The sequence below is a fragment of the Kineococcus halophytocola genome, assembly GCF_041276425.1.
Taxonomy (GTDB): domain Bacteria; phylum Actinomycetota; class Actinomycetes; order Actinomycetales; family Kineococcaceae; genus Kineococcus; species Kineococcus halophytocola.
The window spans coordinates 101,065-116,571 of record NZ_JBGFTU010000001.1; the positions used below are offsets into that span (position 1 = coordinate 101,065).

Here is a 15,507-nt window from a genome sequence, read left to right on the forward strand (position 1 = left end):
ACCGACCCCGACGACGCAGTCCCCCACACCCCGGCCCCGGAGACGGCCTCGCCCCGCACCCCGGGCGCGGACCTGCCCGAGCACCCGGACTTCCTCTGGCGCACGCCGGAACCGAAGAAGTCCTACGACGTCGTCATCGTCGGCGGCGGTGGGCACGGTCTGGCCACGGCGCACTACCTGGCGCAGAACCACGGCATCACGAACGTCGCGGTGCTGGAGAAGGGCTGGCTCGCCGGCGGGAACATGGCCCGCAACACCACCCTCATCCGCTCGAACTACCTGTGGGACGAGTCGGCGGGGATCTACGAGCACTCCCTGAAGCTGTGGGAGGGGCTGGAGGAGGACCTCGGGTACCCGATCCTGTTCAGCCAGCGCGGGGTCCTGAACCTGGCGCACACCCTGCAGGACGTGCGCGACTCGGTCCGGCGCGTGGAGGCCAACCGGCTCAACGGGATCGACGCCGAGTGGGTCGAACCGGACGAGGTCCGCAAGATCTGCCCGATCGTCAACACCTCCACCGACATCCGCTACCCCGTGCTGGGCGCGACGTACCAGCCGCGGGCCGGGATCGCCAAGCACGACTACGTGGCGTGGGGTTTCGCCCGCCGCGCGTCCGAGGCCGGGGTCGACCTCATCCAGGACTGCGAGGTCACCGACTTCATCCGCGAGGGCAACCGCGTCGTCGGCGTCCGCACCACGAAGGGCGACATCGCCTGCGGCCAGGTCGCCCTGGCCTCGGCCGGTTCCACGTCGGTGCTGACCGACAAGCTCGGGCTGCGCGTGCCCATCCAGTCCCACCCGCTGCAGGCCCTGGTCTCCGAGCTGCTCGAACCGGTGCACCCGACGATCGTCATGTCGAACGCCGTGCACGTGTACGTCTCGCAGGCGCACAAGGGCGAACTCGTCATGGGCGCCGGCGTCGACTCCTACAACGGGTACGGCCAGCGCGGGGCGTTCCACATCATCGAGCGCCAGATGGCCGCCGCCGTGGAGCTGTTCCCCGTCTTCGCCCGCGCCCACCTGCTGCGCACCTGGGGCGGGATCGTGGACGTCACCCCGGACGCCTCGCCCATCGTCTCCAAGACGCCGTACGACAACGTCTACCTGAACTGCGGGTGGGGCACCGGCGGGTTCAAGGCGACCCCCGGTGTCGGGTGGACGTTCGCCCACACCATCGCCCACGACGAACCGCACCAGTACAACGCCCCGTTCACCCTGGACAGGTTCGTGACGGGCCGGCTGGTCGACGAGCACGGCGCCGCCGCCGTGGCGCACTGAGAGGGGTTGACGAGGTGCAGTTGATCGAGTGCCCGTGGTGCGGGCCGCGCGAGGAGATCGAGTTCCACTACGGCGGGCAGGCGCACGTCGCCTACCCGCAGGACCCGTCCTCGCTGGACGACCGCGAGTGGGCCGAGTACCTGTTCTTCCGGGACAACCCCAAGGGCCTGTTCAAGGAGCGCTGGTCGCACGCGGCGGGGTGCCGGCGGTGGTTCAACGCCGAGCGCGACACCGTCACCTACCAGTTCACGAAGGTCTACACCGAGCAGGAGAAGGGACCGGTGGCCCGGTGAGCACCGACACCTCGTCCACGGGGCACGCGCCCTTCCGCACCGCCGAGGGCGGCCGCATCGACCGCAGCCGGGTGCTGGAGTTCCGCGTCGGCGGCCAGACGCTGCCGGCGCACCCCGGCGACACCGTCGCCTCGGCGCTGCTGGCCAACGGCCGCCACCAGGTCGGCACCAGCATCAAGCTCGGCCGGCCCCGCGGCATCGGCGCCGCCTGGGCCGAGGACCCGGGCGGGCTGCTGCAGGTGGAGGAACCCTTCCCCGAGCCGATGCTGCTCGCCACCACCGTCGAGGTGTTCGACGGCCTGGCCGTGGAGGGCATCCCCGGGCAGGGCCGGCTGGCCGAGGTCGCCGACACCGCCCGCTACGACACCCGGCACCTGCACGTCGACGTCCTGGTCATCGGCGCCGGCCCCGCCGGGCTGCAGGCCGCGCTCACCGCGGCCCGCTCCGGTGCCCGCGTCGCCCTCGTCGACGAGCAGTCCGAGGCCGGTGGGTCCCTGCTGGGCACCACCGACCGCCTGGACGGGGCCCCGGCCACCGAGTGGGTCGCCCGCGCCACCGCCGAGCTCGCCGGTTACGCCGACGTCACGCACCTGCAGCGCACCACCGCCTTCGGCGTCTACGACGACGGGTTCGTCCTGGCCGTGGAGCGGCGCACCGACCACCTCGGCGCGCAGGCGCCCCAGCACCTGTCCCGCCAGCGCGTCCACCGCATCCGTGCCGAGCACGTCGTCGTCGCCACCGGCTCCCACGAACGCCCCGTCGTCTTCACCGACAACGACCGGCCCGGGACGATGCTCGCCGGCGCGGCCCGCACGTTCCTGCACCGCTACGGGGTCCTGCCGGGCACGCGCGCCGTCGTGTTCACGACCAACGACTCCGCCTACGCCGCCGCCGTCGACCTCGCCGACGCCGGGGTCGAGGTCGCCGCCGTCGTCGACGTCCGCCAGGAGGCCCCGGCGCAGTGGGCCGCCGAGCTGTCCGCGCGCTCCATCCCGCTGCGCACCGGCCAGGTGGTCACCGGGACCCGCGGCACCGACCGCGTCAGCGCGGCCGTCGTCGCCCGCCGCGACGGGTCGCAGGCCGCCGAGGTCGACTGCGACCTGCTGCTGGTCAGCGGCGGCTGGAACCCCGCCGTGCACCTGTTCAGCCAGGCCCGCGGCCGCCTGCGCTTCGACGCCGGCCTCGGCGCGTTCCTGCCGGCCGAGGACCTCTCGGGTCTGACGGTGGTGGGGGCCGCCGCCGGGGAGTTCACCCTCGCCGGGGCCCTGGAGCAGGGCCGCCGGGAGACGCGCGCCGTGCTCGGCGAGCTGAACCTGGAGGTGGCCGCCGAGGACGACCTCCCGGTCGCGGCCGAGGCGTTCGCGGTCCAGCCGCCGGCGCTGCTGTGGTTCGTCCCCGACCCCGACGGCGACTCCTCCCGCCAGTTCGTCGACGTCCAGCGCGACGCCACCGTCGCCGACATCGAGCGGGCCGTCGGCGCGGGCCTGCGCTCGCCCGAGCACGTCAAGCGGTACACGACCATCGGCACCGCGCACGACCAGGGCAAGACCTCCGGGATCGTCGCCACCGGCATCCTGGGGCAGCTGCTGGGCCGTGGCCCCGAGGCCGTGGGCACCACGACGTTCCGCCCGCCGTACACCCCGGTGTCCTTCGCCACGCTGGCCGGCCGCGACCGCGGTCAGTTGTTCGACCCCGTCCGCACCACCGTCCTGCACGACTGGCACGTCCTGCACGGCGCGGTGTTCGAGGACGTCGGGCAGTGGAAGCGCCCGCGGTACTACCCGCTGGCGGGGGAGGACATGGAGACCGCCGTCCTGCGCGAGTGCGCCGCCGCCCGCACCGGCGTCGGCATCCTCGACGGCTCGACGCTGGGCAAGATCGACGTGCAGGGCCCGGACGCCGGGGAGTTCCTCGACCGGCTCTACACCAACCTCATGAGCTCGCTGAAGGTCGGCAAGGTCCGCTACGGCGTGATGTGCAGCGCCGACGGCATGGTCCTGGACGACGGGACCGTCCTGCGGGTCGCCGACGACCGGTTCCTCGTCATGACCACCACCGGCGGGGCCGCGAAGGTCCTGGACTGGATGGAGGAGTGGCTGCAGACGGAGTGGCCCGAGCTGCGCGTGCACCTGGCCTCGGTCACCGAGCAGTGGGCGGCGTTCCCCGTCGTGGGGCCGCGCTCGCGCGACGTCGTCGCCGAGGTGTTCGGGATCGACACCTCCGCCGAGGTGTTCGAGTTCATGACGTGGCGCGACGTCGAGCTCGACGGCGTGCCGGTGCGGCTGGCCCGCATCAGCTTCTCCGGTGAACTGGCCTGGGAGGTCCACGTCAGCGGCTGGTACGCCCCGGCCGTCTGGGAGCGCCTGGTCGCCGCCGGCGAACGGTTCGCCATCACGCCCTACGGCACCGAGACGATGCACGTCCTGCGCGCCGAGAAGGGCTACCCGATCATCGGGCAGGACACCGACGGCACCGTCACCCCGCAGGACCTCGGGATGTCCTGGGTGGTCTCGAAGAAGAAGCCCGACTTCGTCGGCAAGCGGTCCTTCGCCCGCCCCGAGAACCAGCGGGCCGACCGCAAGCAGCTCGTCGGCCTGCTGCCGGTGGACCGCGAGACCGTCCTGCCGGAGGGGTCGCAGATCATCGACTTCCGCGAGGACGGGGAACTGCCCCCGCCGCCGGTGGCGATGCTCGGGCACGTCACGTCCAGCTACCGCAGCTCGTTCCTCGAACGGCCCTTCGCCCTGGCCCTGCTCAAGGGCGGTGCGTCCCGGCACGGGGAGACGGTCCACGTCCCCGTGGGGGACGACCTGGTGGCCGTCGAGATCACCGGTCCCGTCCTCGTCGACCCCGAAGGAGCGCGCCGCGATGGCTGAGCTGACCCGCACCCACCCCCTCGCCGACCCGCAGCAGCTGACCGACCTCACGGCCGGTCACGTCGAGGCCCGCCCGTTCGTGGCGATGGTCGTCGTGCGGGCCGCGGCCGGCGGCGAGGCGGCCGCGGCCGCCGCCGACGTGCTGGGGACGGACCTGCCCACCCGCCCGAACACCTGGGCCGCCACGGCCACGGGCAAGGTCGTCTGGCTCGGCCCGGACGAGTGGCTCGTCCTGGACGAGACCGCGGCGCCGTGGGACCTGGAGGACACCCTGCGCACCCGGCTGGCCCCGGTGGGGGGTGCGGCCACCGACGTGTCCGCCCAGCGGCTCGTGCTGCGCCTGCACGGCCCGCACGCCCAGGAGGTGCTGCGCTCGGGCACCTCGGTCGACGTCGACCCGCGGGTGTTCCCGGCCGGGTCCAGCGCCCAGACGAACCTGGCCCAGGCCGGTGTCGTCCTGCTGGCCCTGGGCGGCGGGGACGACTTCGAACTCCTCGTGCGCACGTCCTTCGCCGGGTACCTCGCGGCCTGGCTGGCCGACGCGGCCCTGGAGTTCCGGCCCCCCGCCTGACCCGGCCCACCACCACCGCCCGCACGACCCCGACCGACCAGCCGGAACCGCCCGGCGGAGGGAGAGACCCCCATGAGCACGACCCCTCGCGTGGTGATCATCGGCGCCGGCATCGTCGGTGCGAACCTCGCCGACGAGCTGACCGAACGCGGCTGGACCCGGGTGACCGTCCTGGACCAGGGCCCGCTGCCGCTGGCGGGTGGTTCCACCTCCCACGCGCCCGGCCTGGTGTTCCAGACGAACTCCTCCCGGGCCATGACCCACCTGGCCCAGTACACGGTCGACAAGCTCAAGAGCATCGACCTCGACGGGCAGTGGTGCTTCAACCAGGTGGGCGGCCTGGAGGTCGCCACGACGCCCGAACGCCTCACCGACCTGCAGCGCAAGCTCGGCTGGACGAAGGCGTGGGGCGTCCAGGGCGCCGAGCTGCTGGACCCGCAGGAGTGCCTGGCCCTGTACCCGCTGCTGGACCCCGAGCGGGTCCTGGGCGGTCTGCACGTGCGCAGCGACGGGCTGGCCAAGGCCCACCGCGCCGTCACCGCCCTCATCCGCCGGGCCACCGGCCGGGGCGCGGAGTTCCGCGGGCTGCAGCGCGTCGTGGCCGTCGAGCACGCCCACGGCAAGGTGACCGGGGTGCGCACCGCCGAGGGCACCGTCCCGGCCGACGTCGTCGTGAGCTGCGCCGGGTTCTGGGGGCCGGAGGTCGGTGAGCTCGTGGGGATGAAGGTCCCGCTGCTCCCGCTGGCCCACCAGTACGTCAAGACCGGTCAGGTCGCCGACCTCGTCGGCCGCAACTCCGAACTGGCCGAGGCCTCGCTGCCGATCCTGCGCCACCAGGACAAGGACCTGTACTACCGCGAGCACGTCGACCGCATCGGCATCGGGTCCTACGCCCACCGCCCCATGCCCGTGCGCCTGGACGAGCTGCCCGAGGGCGAGATCACCACGTCGGCGATGCCGTCGATGCTGCCCTTCACCGAGGAGGACTTCGCCCCGAGCTGGGAGGACAGCCAGGACCTGCTCCCGGCGCTGCGCGGCACCAAGGTCGAGGAGGGGTTCAACGGGATCTTCTCCTTCACCCCCGACGGCGGGTCCCTGGTCGGGGAGTCGCGCGACGTGGCCGGGTTCCACATCGCCGAGGCCGTGTGGGTCACCCACTCCGCCGGTGTCGCCAAGGCGCTCGCCCAGACCCTCGTCGACGGTTTCTCCGAGTACGACCTGCACTCCCTCGACGTGCACCGCTTCGAGGAGGTCCAGCTCACCGAGAGCTACGTCAGCGAGACCTCCCAGCAGAACTTCGTGGAGATCTACGACGTCCTGCACCCGCTGCAGCCGCGCACCTCCCCCCGCGACGTGCGGGTCAGCCCCTTCCACTCCCGCCAGCGCGACCTCGGCGCGGTGTTCCTGGAGTCCGGCGGCTGGGAGCGCCCGCACTGGTACGAGGCGAACGCCGCGCTGCTGGAGGAGCTGCCCGCCGAGTGGCAGCCGCCGGCCCGCGAGGAGTGGGCCGCGATGTTCCACTCCCCGGTCGCGGCCGTCGAGGCGTGGAAGACCCGCACCGCGGTGGCGATGTACGACATGACCCCGCTGAAGCGGCTGGAGGTCTCCGGGCCCGGTGCGGTCGCGCTGCTGGAACGGCTCACCACCGCCAAGATGGACAAGTCCGTCGGGTCGGTCACCTACACCCTGTTCCTGGACGAGAACGGCGGTGTCCGCAGCGACGTGACCGTCGCCCGGCTGGCCGCCGACGTGTTCCAGGTCGGCGCCAACGGCCACCAGGACGACGTGTTCCTGGAGCAGCAGGCCGCCCGGTACGCCGAGGAGTTCGGCGCCGTCCACGTCCGCGACACCACCGGCGGCACCGCCTGCATCGGCCTGTGGGGCCCGGACGCGCGCCGGGTCGTGGAGAAGGTCTCCGACGACGACTTCAGCAACGAGGGCCTGAAGTACTTCCGCGGCAAGCAGGCCACGATCGGCGGCATCCCCGTCACCGCGCTGCGCCTGTCCTACGTCGGGGAGCTCGGCTGGGAGATCTACGTCAGCGCCGAGGTCGCGGCCCGGCTGTGGGACGTCCTGTTCGAGGCCGGCCGGGAGTTCGGCGTCGTGCCGGCCGGGCGGGCCGCGTTCAACAGCCTGCGGCTGGAGAAGGGCTACCGCTCCTGGGGCACGGACATGACCACGCAGCACAACCCCTACGAGGCCGGCCTCGGGTTCGCCGTCCGCTCCCCGCTGGACTCCTTCACCGGCGGGTCCGCCCTGGAGGGCCTCAGCGAGGACACCGTGCAGCGCAAGCTGACCTGCCTCACCGTCGACGACGGCCGCAGCGTCGTGCTGGGGTCGGAGCCGGTGTCCGTGGGCGGGGAGGTCCAGGGCTACGTGACGAGCGCCGCCTTCGGTCACACGATCGGCAAGCCCATCGCCTACGCCTGGCTGCCCGCCGCGTCCACGGCCGTCGGGACGGCCGTGGAGATCGAGTACTTCGGGACGAAGGTCGCGGCGACGGTGACGGCCGAACCGCTCGTCGACCCCGAGATGCACCGCATCCGCGGCTGACGCCGGTGAGCATCAGCGTCTTCGACCTGTTCAAGGTCGGCATCGGGCCGTCGAGCTCGCACACCGTGGGACCCATGAAGGCGGCGTACCTGTTCGTCGAGCGGATGCGGTCCGAGGGCACCCTCGGCCGCGTCGCCGGCGTGCGGTGCGAGTTGTTCGGGTCCCTCGGGGCGACCGGCCACGGCCACGGCAGCGTCAAGGCCGTCGTGCTCGGTCTGGCCGGGGAGCAACCCCACCTCGTCGACCCGGTCGGGGCGGACCCGCTGGTGCAGGCGGCCCGCGCGTCGGGCCGCCTGCGGCTCGGGGGGCAGCACGAGATCGCGTTCGCGGTCGACGACGACGTCGTCCTGCACCGCCGCAAGCGGTTGGAGTTCCACACCAACGGGATGCTCTTCGTGGCCCGCGACGCCGGGGGCGCGGAGGTCGAGCGTCGGGAGTACTACTCGGTGGGCGGGGGGTTCGTCCTCGACGAGGACGAGGCCGGGCGCCCCGTCCTCGTGCCGGACGCGACCCCGGTGCCCTACCCGTTCACCACCGGGGACGGGTTGCTGGAGATCACCGAGCGCACCGGTCTGCGGATCAGCGACGTCATGCTCGCCAACGAGCTGTCGTGGCGGACCGAGGAGGAGGTGCGCTCCGGGCTCCTGCACATCTGGTCGGTCATGCAGGAGTGCGTCGCCCACGGCAGCAAGACGACGGGCACGCTGCCCGGGGGGTTGAAGGTGCGGCGCCGTGCGGCCGCCCTGAAGGAACGCCTGGAGACCGAGGCCGACGACCGGGACCCGCTGCGCGCGATGGAGTGGGTCACGCTGTTCGCCCTGGCGGTCAACGAGGAGAACGCCGCCGGGGGCCGGGTCGTCACCGCCCCGACGAACGGGGCCGCCGGCATCGTCCCGGCCGTCCTGCACTACGGGGCGATGTTCCTCGACGGGTTCGACGACGACGCCGTCGTGCGCTTCCTGCTGACGGCCGCCGCCATCGGCATCCTGTTCAAGGAGAACGCCTCCATCTCCGGCGCCGAGGTGGGGTGCCAGGGCGAGGTCGGGTCGGCCTGCTCCATGGCGGCGGCCGGTCTGGCCGAGATCATCGGCGGCACGCCGCAGCAGGTGGAGAACGCCGCCGAGATCGGGATCGAGCACAACCTCGGCCTGACCTGCGACCCCGTCGGGGGGCTCGTGCAGATCCCCTGCATCGAGCGCAACGCCGTCGGGTCGGTCAAGGCCATCACCGCCGCCCGGATGGCCGTCCGCGGCGACGGCCGGCACCACGTCACCCTCGACAAGGCCATCAAGACCATGCGGGAGACGGGCGCGGACATGAAGGACAAGTACAAGGAGACCGCCCGCGGCGGTCTCGCCCTGAACATCGTCGAGTGCTGAGGAGCAGCCATGACCAGCAACGCCGTCCTGACCCTCAGCTGCCCGCAGCGGCCGGGCATCGTCAACGCCGTGACGTCCTTCGTCTACCAGCACGGGTGCGACATCACCGAGCACCAGCAGTTCGACGACGCCCACTCGGGCCGGTTCTTCTCGCGCACCGCGTTCAGCAGCGTCACCGGTGACCTGGACGCCGAGCGCCTGACCCAGGAGTTCGCCGCGACGGCGTCCTCGTTCGACATGGAGTTCCAGTTCGGCGGGGACCGGCTGCCGCGCATCCTCGTCATGGTCTCCAAGATGGGGCACTGCCTGAACGACCTGCTGTTCCGGTGGCGCTCGGGCAGCCTCGGCGGCGACATCGTCGCCGTCGTCTCCAACCACGAGGACCTGCGCCCGATGGCCGAGGCGGCCGGGCTGCCATTCGTCCACGTCCCCGTGACGGCGGCGACCAAGCCCGAGGCGGAGGCCCGCCTGCTGGAACTGGTCGCCGAGCACGACGCCGACCTCGTCGTCCTGGCCCGCTACATGCAGGTCCTGTCCGACGACGCCTGCCGGGCGCTGAAGGCGCGCGCCATCAACATCCACCACTCGTTCCTGCCCGGGTTCAAGGGGGCCAAGCCCTACCACCAGGCGTTCGACCGCGGGGTCAAGCTGGTCGGGGCGACCGCCCACTACGTGACGCCGGACCTCGACGAGGGGCCGATCATCGAGCAGGAGGTCATCCGCATCGACCACACCCACGACCCCGCCGCCCTGGCGACGGTCGGCCGCGACGCCGAGGCGCTGGCCCTGTCCCGCGCGGTGAAGTGGCACTGCCAGCAGCGGGTGCTGCTCAACGGGCACAGCACCGTCGTGTTCCGCTGAGGTCCCTCACCCGGCGGCGGCCGCGAGCACCCCGTGCGGCCGCCGCTCGCCGTCCTGCCCGCGGGTGAGGCGTTCGACCTCGGTGAACCCGTGGACGGCCAGGCGCGCCGACAACTCGTCCACGGGCCAGCGGTGCGCCGTCGTGACCCGGTGGTCGAACTCCTCGCGCACCGGACCCTCGAAGAACCCGAGGACGAACGCGCCGCCGGGGGCGAGCACCCGTCGCACCTCCGCCAGCGACCCGTCCAGCTCCTGCGGGTCCTGGTGGATGAGGGAGTACCAGCACAGCACGCCGGCCACGGACCCCGCGGGCCGGTCCAGTCCCGTGAGGGACCCCTGCACGAACGGCACCTGCGGGTGGGTGCGGCGGGCGTGGGCGATGAACTCCGGGACGAGGTCGACGCCCGTCACCTCGCACCCCGCTGCGTGCAGGAACGCCGTGAGGTGGCCGGGCCCGCACCCGAGGTCCAGCACCGGTCCGTCCGAACCCGCCAGGTGCCGCAGGATCACCCGCCGGTCGTCGGGGTGGACGACGTCCATCGTCGCGAGCCGTTCGAGGTAGACGTCGGCCATCGTCGAGTAGGCCTGCTGCACGCGGTCGGAACTCACCCCGGCACGGTAGCGACGGCCCGCCGGGGGTCACCGCGCCCCGCGCGCCGGGTGGCCCACCCGATGAGGGGCGAGCCGACGAGCGTGGGGACGACCCACGCCAGGGGGCTGGACCAGTTCACGACGAGCGCCGCCGTGACGAAGGAGACGTACGAACCCGCCGTCAGGGAGATGTGGACCGGGAGCCAGCCCGGGCGTCGACGCCGGGCCACGACCCACCCCGCGAGCGCGGCCGTCTCGGTGGTGACGGCGATGACGAGCAGCCCCCACAGGACCCGGGGCGCGGTGAGGGCCAGGGCGACCGCGGAGGACCTCATGACCGCGACGATCCCCTGGTAGGCCAGGCCGCACCGGGTGTGCCAGCCCCGGCGCTTGCGGACCGCGAGGGTGAGCGCCCCCACGAGGAGACCGGTGCACCCGGCGGCGATGTGGGTGGCCAGGAGCACTGCGTACGCATCCATGTCGTACCTTCCCTTGTGGACGGTCCCATCAGCGTGGTCCGTCCACAGTGGACTGTCAAGGGGTGGGGATGGCCGGCGTCAACGCGACCGTGGGGTCGCTCCTGGGGTTCCTCCACGAGGGGCCGCAGTCGGGGTGGGACCTCATGGAGACCGCCCGGTCCCGCATCGACGGGTTCTGGTCCCTCACGCGCAGCCAGGTGTACCGGGAGCTCGCCGGCATGGCCGAGGCCGGTCTCATCGTCACCGACTCCACCGGCGCCCGGGACCGGCGCGTCTACCGGCTCACTGACGAGGGGCGGGCGGCGTTCCGCGCCTGGGTGGGGGAGACCCCCGGCGAGGAGAACATCCGGTACCCGCTGCTGCTGACGCTGGCCTTCGCCCGGCACCTGCCCCCCGACCGGCTCGCGGAGTTCCTCACCACCCACCGGGCGATCCACCAGGCCCGGTGGGAGACGTACCGGCTCCAGGACGAGCAGGCCCGCGCGGCGGGGGCGAGCCCGCTCGACCTGGTCACCCTCGACTTCGGGCTGCGGTACGAGCGGGCCGTGCTCGACTGGTTCGACGGGCTGGGGGACGTGACGGGAAACCCGTGACCGTCGGCTCGAACCCGCTCACCCGGCCGGGTCGAGCAGGAGGTCGACGAGGACCGCGTCCTCCTGTCCCGGGGTGACGTCGCCGACCTCGGCGTCCGGGTGGGGCGACGGGCGGCAGAACTCCCAGTCGGCGGTCGTGACCTCCCGGTACTGCAGGCTCCCTGCCACGGGGTACCACATGACCTGCGGTGTCCCGTTCGGTCACAGGTCGCCACGACTCTCGAGACGGCGGTCCAGCGCTCTGACCCGGGTCCGCAGCACCGTGCCCCGGACCGGCGGTGGTGGCGACTGCTCGGTGACGTGGAACTCCCCGAGCAGGAACCCGCGCACGACCCCGTGGAGCCCGTCGGGTCGCCGCACCTCGGGCGGCAGGCCGTCGAGGTCGAGGTCCTCGTGGAGGTCGTCCCAGCCGTCACCCGGCGAGGCGGGCACGACGAGTGGCCGGTAGCCCTCGAGACTCTGCCCCACCACGGGTTTCGGCGAGCAGCAGCCGATCTCCCAGGAGGACACGTGGAAGCGGATGGTGCGGTGGTCCGTCATCTCGAAAGCCCCGCGATCTCGGCGAACCGGGGCGCGAAGGCTCCGGGCGCGGGGTACCCGACGACCCCAGGGTAACCCCGTGGGGGTCCCGGCGCCACGGTTCCGGTGTCCCGTCGGGTGCCCGGGGGGTTCTCAGCCCCGGTAGGGCGACGGCCCGCCCGGCGCCCGGTCGCCGGGCACGCGCACCGTCACGCGGAACTCGTGGCTCGAGGTCGGCACGACCTCCCCCGTCCACGGGTCCTCGAGGTGCCCGTCGTCCTCGCCGAAACCGCACAGCGCCGACCCGTCCGGAACCCGCAGGATCGGCTGCGTCGTCCCGTCCTCGTGGACCACCTCGACGTCGACCACCCGACCGCGCACGCGCTCGACGGGCCAGGTGACGCCGATCTCGTGCCGCACCTCGTCCAGCGACGTGGTGGCGTCCGGCCGCGTCACGACCATGCAGGCGACGTCGACGACCTGGCCGCGCTCGTACGACGGACCGCAGCACTCGTGCTCCCAGCCGCCCACCCGCACGACGACGTCGACCACCCGCTACCCCTCCGGCCGGAACAGCGAGTGCGGCGACGTCCGCGGCGGCACCCGCAGGCTCCACGGCTCGTCGTCCTCGCCGGGAACGCCGTACCCCTGCTCCAGGAGGTCACCGAACTGCTGGAGGTAGGAGAGCAGGGACGGGGCGAGCACCTGGTGCTGCTCGTCGTCGCGGCCGAAGGTGATGACCTGCCCGACGGTCCCGCGCACGTCGGGGTCGAGGTCGACGCCGACGTGGTTCCCGCCGCCGTCGTGGGTCAGCGGGACCCAGCCGCGCAGCGCGTACCTCGGGTGGACGAAGCCCTCGGGGGTCGAGGACGCGAACTCGTCGAGACCGGTCTCGCCGTCGAAACCCGCCCACTGGTCCCAGTGCAGCAGCACCCCGGCCAGCGGCAGCAGCGGTTCACCGCCGACGAGGCCGGCGGCCCACCGCGGGTCGTCGTGCCGCCACTGGACCTGACCGTCGGCCAGCCGGTAGACCGTCCGCACGTCGGCCGGCAACGGCCGCCCGAGGTGCGCCTCCGCCGCACCGAGCTGAGCGTCAGTGGCCGGCGGGTTCAGCAACGGGTCCCCGGGCACGAGGCGTGCCACCCGCTCGAACGCCGTGCGCGTGCGCTCGGCCACGTCCCCCGTGCTCCGCTCGTCGGTCATGCATCGAACCTACCGAGACCGCCGAGTGCGCGGTTCTGCATGCACAACACCCTTGACGGACGCGCAGGCGAGGGTGATGGTGTCCGTGTGCATGCACAACGACGAGGTGGGGCGAGGGAGCGGGCGTACGCGCAGTTGCGTGCCGACGTCCTGGACGGTGAGCTGCCACCCGGTGCCGTGCTGGCCGAGCTGGAGCAGAGCGCGCGGCTCGGCGTCTCCCGCACCCCGGTCCGCGAGGCCTTCGCCCAGCTCGTCCACGACGGCCTCGCCCGGCCCGTCGGGGGCCGGGGCCTGGTCGTCGCCCCGCTCGACCCGGCCGACCTCGACCAGCTCTACGACGTCCGCGAGGCGCTGGAGGTCAAGGCGGCCCGGCTCGCCGCGCGGGCCCCGGGCCGGGCGGTGTTCGCGCGGTTCGCCGACCGCTTCGGTCACGCCGCCGCTCTCGTGGGGACCGGGGAGCTCGACCGCTACTACGCCCTCACCGCCGAGTTCGACGCCGCGGTCGACGAGGCCGTCGTCAACCCCTGGCTCGTGCGCGCGCTGAGCGACGTCCGCACCCACCTCGTCCGCATCCGGCGCCTGGCGCGGCACGACCCGGCCCGGCTGCTCGCCGCCGCGTCGGAGCACCAGCTCATCGCCGAAGCGCTCGCGGCGGGCGACGCCGACCTGGCCGCGCACGCCGTCCACGTCCACCTGCACCGCAGCCGCACCCACTTCAAGGCCCACCTGAACACCCCGTCCCACCACCAGCACCAGCACGACGAGGAGAGCGCGTGAAGCAGCACGAGGTCCGCGTCCACCGCAGCGACGAGGAGTTCCCCCGCGAAGCCGAACTCGCCTGGCAGCTCGCCCGGCTCGCCACCGACGAGGTCGCCGTCGGTGGACCCGTCGACGACGACGTCGCCGAGATGGTCGTCAACCGGGTCATCGACAACGCCGCCGTCAGCGCCGCGTCGCTGCTGCGCCCGCCGGTCGTCGCCGCCCGGTCCCAGGCGCTGGACCACCCACCCTCGCGCGGTGGTTCCGGTGCGCGGGTCGTCGGGACGACGGAGACGACGTCGCCGGAGTGGGCGGCGTGGGCGAACGGCGTCGCCGTGCGCGAACTCGACTTCCACGACACGTTCCTCGCCGCCGAGTACTCCCACCCCGGCGACAACATCCCGGCTCTGCTGGCGGTCGCGCAGCACGTCGGCTGCGACGGGGAGCAGCTGCTGCGCGGGATCGTCACCGCGTACGAGGTGCAGGTCGACCTCGTGCGCGCGATCTCCCTGCACCGGCACAAGATCGACCACGTCGCCCACCTCGGCCCGTCCGTGGCCGCCGGGCTCGGGACGATGCTGGGCCTGCGCACCGAGGTCGTCCACCAGGCGATCGGGCAGGCCCTGCACACGACGACCGCCACCCGGCAGTCCCGCAAGGGCGCCATCTCCACCTGGAAGGCGCACGCCCCGGCGTTCGCGGGGAAGGTCGCGGTCGAGGCCGTGGACCGGGCGGTGCGGGGGCAGACCAGCCCCGCACCGATCTACGAGGGCGAGGACGGCGTCATCGCGTGGCTGCTCGACGGCCCCGACGCGCGCTACGTCGTGGAACTCCCCGAACCGGGAGAACCCCGCCGCGCGATCCTCGACACGTACACGAAGGAGCACTCCGCGGAGTACCAGGCCCAGGCCGTCATCGACCTCGCCCGCCGCCTGCACCGCGAGCACCCGGAACTGCGCGACCCGCAGAACGTCGAGAGCATCGTCCTGCACACCTCCCACCACACCCACGTCGTCATCGGCTCCGGGGCGAACGACCCGCAGAAGTACGACCCGACGGCGAGCCGGGAGACCCTGGACCACTCGGTCCCGTACATCTTCACCGTCGCGCTGCAGGACGGCGGGTGGCACCACGTCGACTCCTACGTCTCCGCCCGCGCCGGCCGGCCGGACACCGTCGCGCTGTGGCGCACGGTGTCCACCGTCGAGGACCCGGAGTGGACCGAGCGGTACCACGCGACCGACCCGGCCCGGAAGGCGTTCGGCGCCCGCGTCGAGGCCCGCCTGGTCGACGGTCGCACGGTCGTCGACGAGATCGCCGTCGCCGACGCCCACCCCCTCGGCGCCCACCCGTTCACGCGGTCGCAGTACGAGGCCAAGCTCGCCACGCTCGCGGCGGGGGTCCTACCCGACGAGGAGGTCGCCCGGTTCACCGCCCTCGCGCGACGGTTGCCGGAGCTGTCCGCCGAGGAGGTCCGCGACCTGCAGGTGGTCGCCCCACCCGAACTGCTCGAGACCGTCCCGCTGCCCGCCGGCCTGTTCTGAGGAGAACC

Annotated in this window: 16 protein-coding genes; 10 read left to right on the forward strand and 6 right to left on the reverse strand. The window is 73.1% G+C overall.

Annotation, left to right across the window (positions count from 1 at the left end; all coding sequences use genetic code 11):
* Positions 1–72 precede the first annotated feature (72 nt).
* The 7 genes from AB2L27_RS00535 (at position 73) to purU (ending at position 9,811) form a co-directional block, all read left to right on the forward strand.
* Positions 73–1,278: a sarcosine oxidase subunit beta family protein gene (locus AB2L27_RS00535; protein ID WP_370439731.1), complete on the forward strand. Its 1,206-nt coding sequence runs from the start codon at positions 73–75 to the stop codon at positions 1,276–1,278.
* A 14-nt stretch (positions 1,279–1,292) separates the two neighbouring features.
* Complete coding sequence (locus AB2L27_RS00540) at positions 1,293–1,571, forward strand: sarcosine oxidase subunit delta (RefSeq protein WP_370439499.1); 279 nt, start codon at positions 1,293–1,295, stop codon at positions 1,569–1,571.
* A complete protein-coding gene (locus tag AB2L27_RS00545) occupies positions 1,568–4,447 on the forward strand; it encodes an FAD-dependent oxidoreductase (protein WP_370439500.1) in 2,880 nt (959 codons plus the stop codon). Before AB2L27_RS00540 ends, AB2L27_RS00545 begins: the two co-directional genes overlap by 4 nt.
* Complete coding sequence (locus AB2L27_RS00550; protein WP_370439501.1) at positions 4,440–5,018, forward strand: sarcosine oxidase subunit gamma; 579 nt, start codon at positions 4,440–4,442, stop codon at positions 5,016–5,018. Before AB2L27_RS00545 ends, AB2L27_RS00550 begins: the two co-directional genes overlap by 8 nt.
* Before the next feature lie 72 nt (positions 5,019–5,090).
* Positions 5,091–7,571 carry a GcvT family protein gene (locus tag AB2L27_RS00555; RefSeq protein WP_370439502.1) on the forward strand — a complete coding sequence of 827 codons (2,481 nt, stop codon included), beginning with the start codon at positions 5,091–5,093 and terminating at the stop codon, positions 7,569–7,571.
* 5 nt (positions 7,572–7,576) lie between these two features.
* Positions 7,577–8,950 (forward strand): L-serine ammonia-lyase, encoded by a 1,374-nt coding sequence (locus tag AB2L27_RS00560; protein ID WP_370439503.1) that lies wholly within the window; start codon positions 7,577–7,579, stop codon positions 8,948–8,950.
* Positions 8,951–8,959: 9 nt separating this feature from the next.
* The gene (purU, locus tag AB2L27_RS00565; protein WP_370439504.1) at positions 8,960–9,811 is read left to right on the forward strand and encodes a formyltetrahydrofolate deformylase; all 852 of its coding nucleotides are present in this window, start codon (positions 8,960–8,962) and stop codon (positions 9,809–9,811) included.
* Positions 9,812–9,817: 6 nt separating this feature from the next.
* Here the strand turns inward: purU and AB2L27_RS00570 are convergent, their stop codons facing one another.
* Both AB2L27_RS00570 and AB2L27_RS00575 read right to left on the reverse strand, forming a co-directional pair.
* Entirely contained in the window at positions 9,818–10,420 is a 603-nt protein-coding gene (locus AB2L27_RS00570) for a class I SAM-dependent DNA methyltransferase (protein ID WP_370439505.1), read from the reverse strand.
* Entirely contained in the window at positions 10,417–10,881 is a 465-nt protein-coding gene (locus AB2L27_RS00575; RefSeq protein ID WP_370439506.1) for a hypothetical protein, read from the reverse strand. The genes AB2L27_RS00570 and AB2L27_RS00575 overlap by 4 nt, the downstream gene beginning before the upstream one ends.
* Before the next feature lie 68 nt (positions 10,882–10,949).
* On the opposite strand from AB2L27_RS00575, the gene AB2L27_RS00580 reads away from it, so the two are divergent.
* Entirely contained in the window at positions 10,950–11,474 is a 525-nt protein-coding gene (locus AB2L27_RS00580; RefSeq protein ID WP_370439507.1) for a PadR family transcriptional regulator, read from the forward strand.
* An 18-nt stretch (positions 11,475–11,492) separates the two neighbouring features.
* Here AB2L27_RS00580 and AB2L27_RS00585 read toward each other — a convergent pair whose 3' ends face one another.
* The 4 genes from AB2L27_RS00585 to AB2L27_RS00600 form a co-directional block, all read right to left on the reverse strand.
* On the reverse strand, positions 11,493–11,642 hold the full coding sequence (locus AB2L27_RS00585; protein WP_370439508.1) for a hypothetical protein: 150 nt from the start codon (positions 11,640–11,642) through the stop codon (positions 11,493–11,495).
* Positions 11,643–11,675: 33 nt separating this feature from the next.
* The gene (locus AB2L27_RS00590) at positions 11,676–12,014 is read right to left on the reverse strand and encodes a hypothetical protein (RefSeq protein ID WP_370439509.1); all 339 of its coding nucleotides are present in this window, start codon (positions 12,012–12,014) and stop codon (positions 11,676–11,678) included.
* A gap of 132 nt (positions 12,015–12,146) precedes the next feature.
* A complete protein-coding gene (locus AB2L27_RS00595; RefSeq protein WP_370439510.1) occupies positions 12,147–12,545 on the reverse strand; it encodes a hypothetical protein in 399 nt (132 codons plus the stop codon).
* Positions 12,546–12,548: 3 nt separating this feature from the next.
* The gene (locus AB2L27_RS00600) at positions 12,549–13,196 is read right to left on the reverse strand and encodes an SMI1/KNR4 family protein (RefSeq protein WP_370439511.1); all 648 of its coding nucleotides are present in this window, start codon (positions 13,194–13,196) and stop codon (positions 12,549–12,551) included.
* A gap of 87 nt (positions 13,197–13,283) precedes the next feature.
* Here AB2L27_RS00600 and AB2L27_RS00605 point away from each other — a divergent pair, with 87 nt between their 5' ends.
* Both AB2L27_RS00605 and AB2L27_RS00610 read left to right on the forward strand, forming a co-directional pair.
* Positions 13,284–13,973, forward strand: a complete 690-nt coding sequence (locus AB2L27_RS00605) for a GntR family transcriptional regulator (RefSeq protein ID WP_370439512.1) — start codon at positions 13,284–13,286, stop codon at positions 13,971–13,973.
* Positions 13,970–15,499 carry an MmgE/PrpD family protein gene (locus AB2L27_RS00610; RefSeq protein WP_370439513.1) on the forward strand — a complete coding sequence of 510 codons (1,530 nt, stop codon included), beginning with the start codon at positions 13,970–13,972 and terminating at the stop codon, positions 15,497–15,499. Before AB2L27_RS00605 ends, AB2L27_RS00610 begins: the two co-directional genes overlap by 4 nt.
* The last annotated feature ends 8 nt before the right edge of the window (positions 15,500–15,507 follow it).

Coding starts and splice junctions, on each gene's coding strand:
- AB2L27_RS00550 (WP_370439501.1), top strand. CDS start 4,440: ATGGCTGAGCTGACCCGCACCCACCCCCTCGCCGACCCGCAGCAGCTG.
- AB2L27_RS00555 (WP_370439502.1), top strand. CDS start 5,091: ATGAGCACGACCCCTCGCGTGGTGATCATCGGCGCCGGCATCGTCGGT.
- purU (WP_370439504.1), top strand. CDS start 8,960: ATGACCAGCAACGCCGTCCTGACCCTCAGCTGCCCGCAGCGGCCGGGC.
- AB2L27_RS00575 (WP_370439506.1), bottom strand. CDS start 10,881: ATGGATGCGTACGCAGTGCTCCTGGCCACCCACATCGCCGCCGGGTGC.
- AB2L27_RS00580 (WP_370439507.1), top strand. CDS start 10,950: ATGGCCGGCGTCAACGCGACCGTGGGGTCGCTCCTGGGGTTCCTCCAC.
- AB2L27_RS00590 (WP_370439509.1), bottom strand. CDS start 12,014: ATGACGGACCACCGCACCATCCGCTTCCACGTGTCCTCCTGGGAGATC.
- AB2L27_RS00600 (WP_370439511.1), bottom strand. CDS start 13,196: ATGACCGACGAGCGGAGCACGGGGGACGTGGCCGAGCGCACGCGCACG.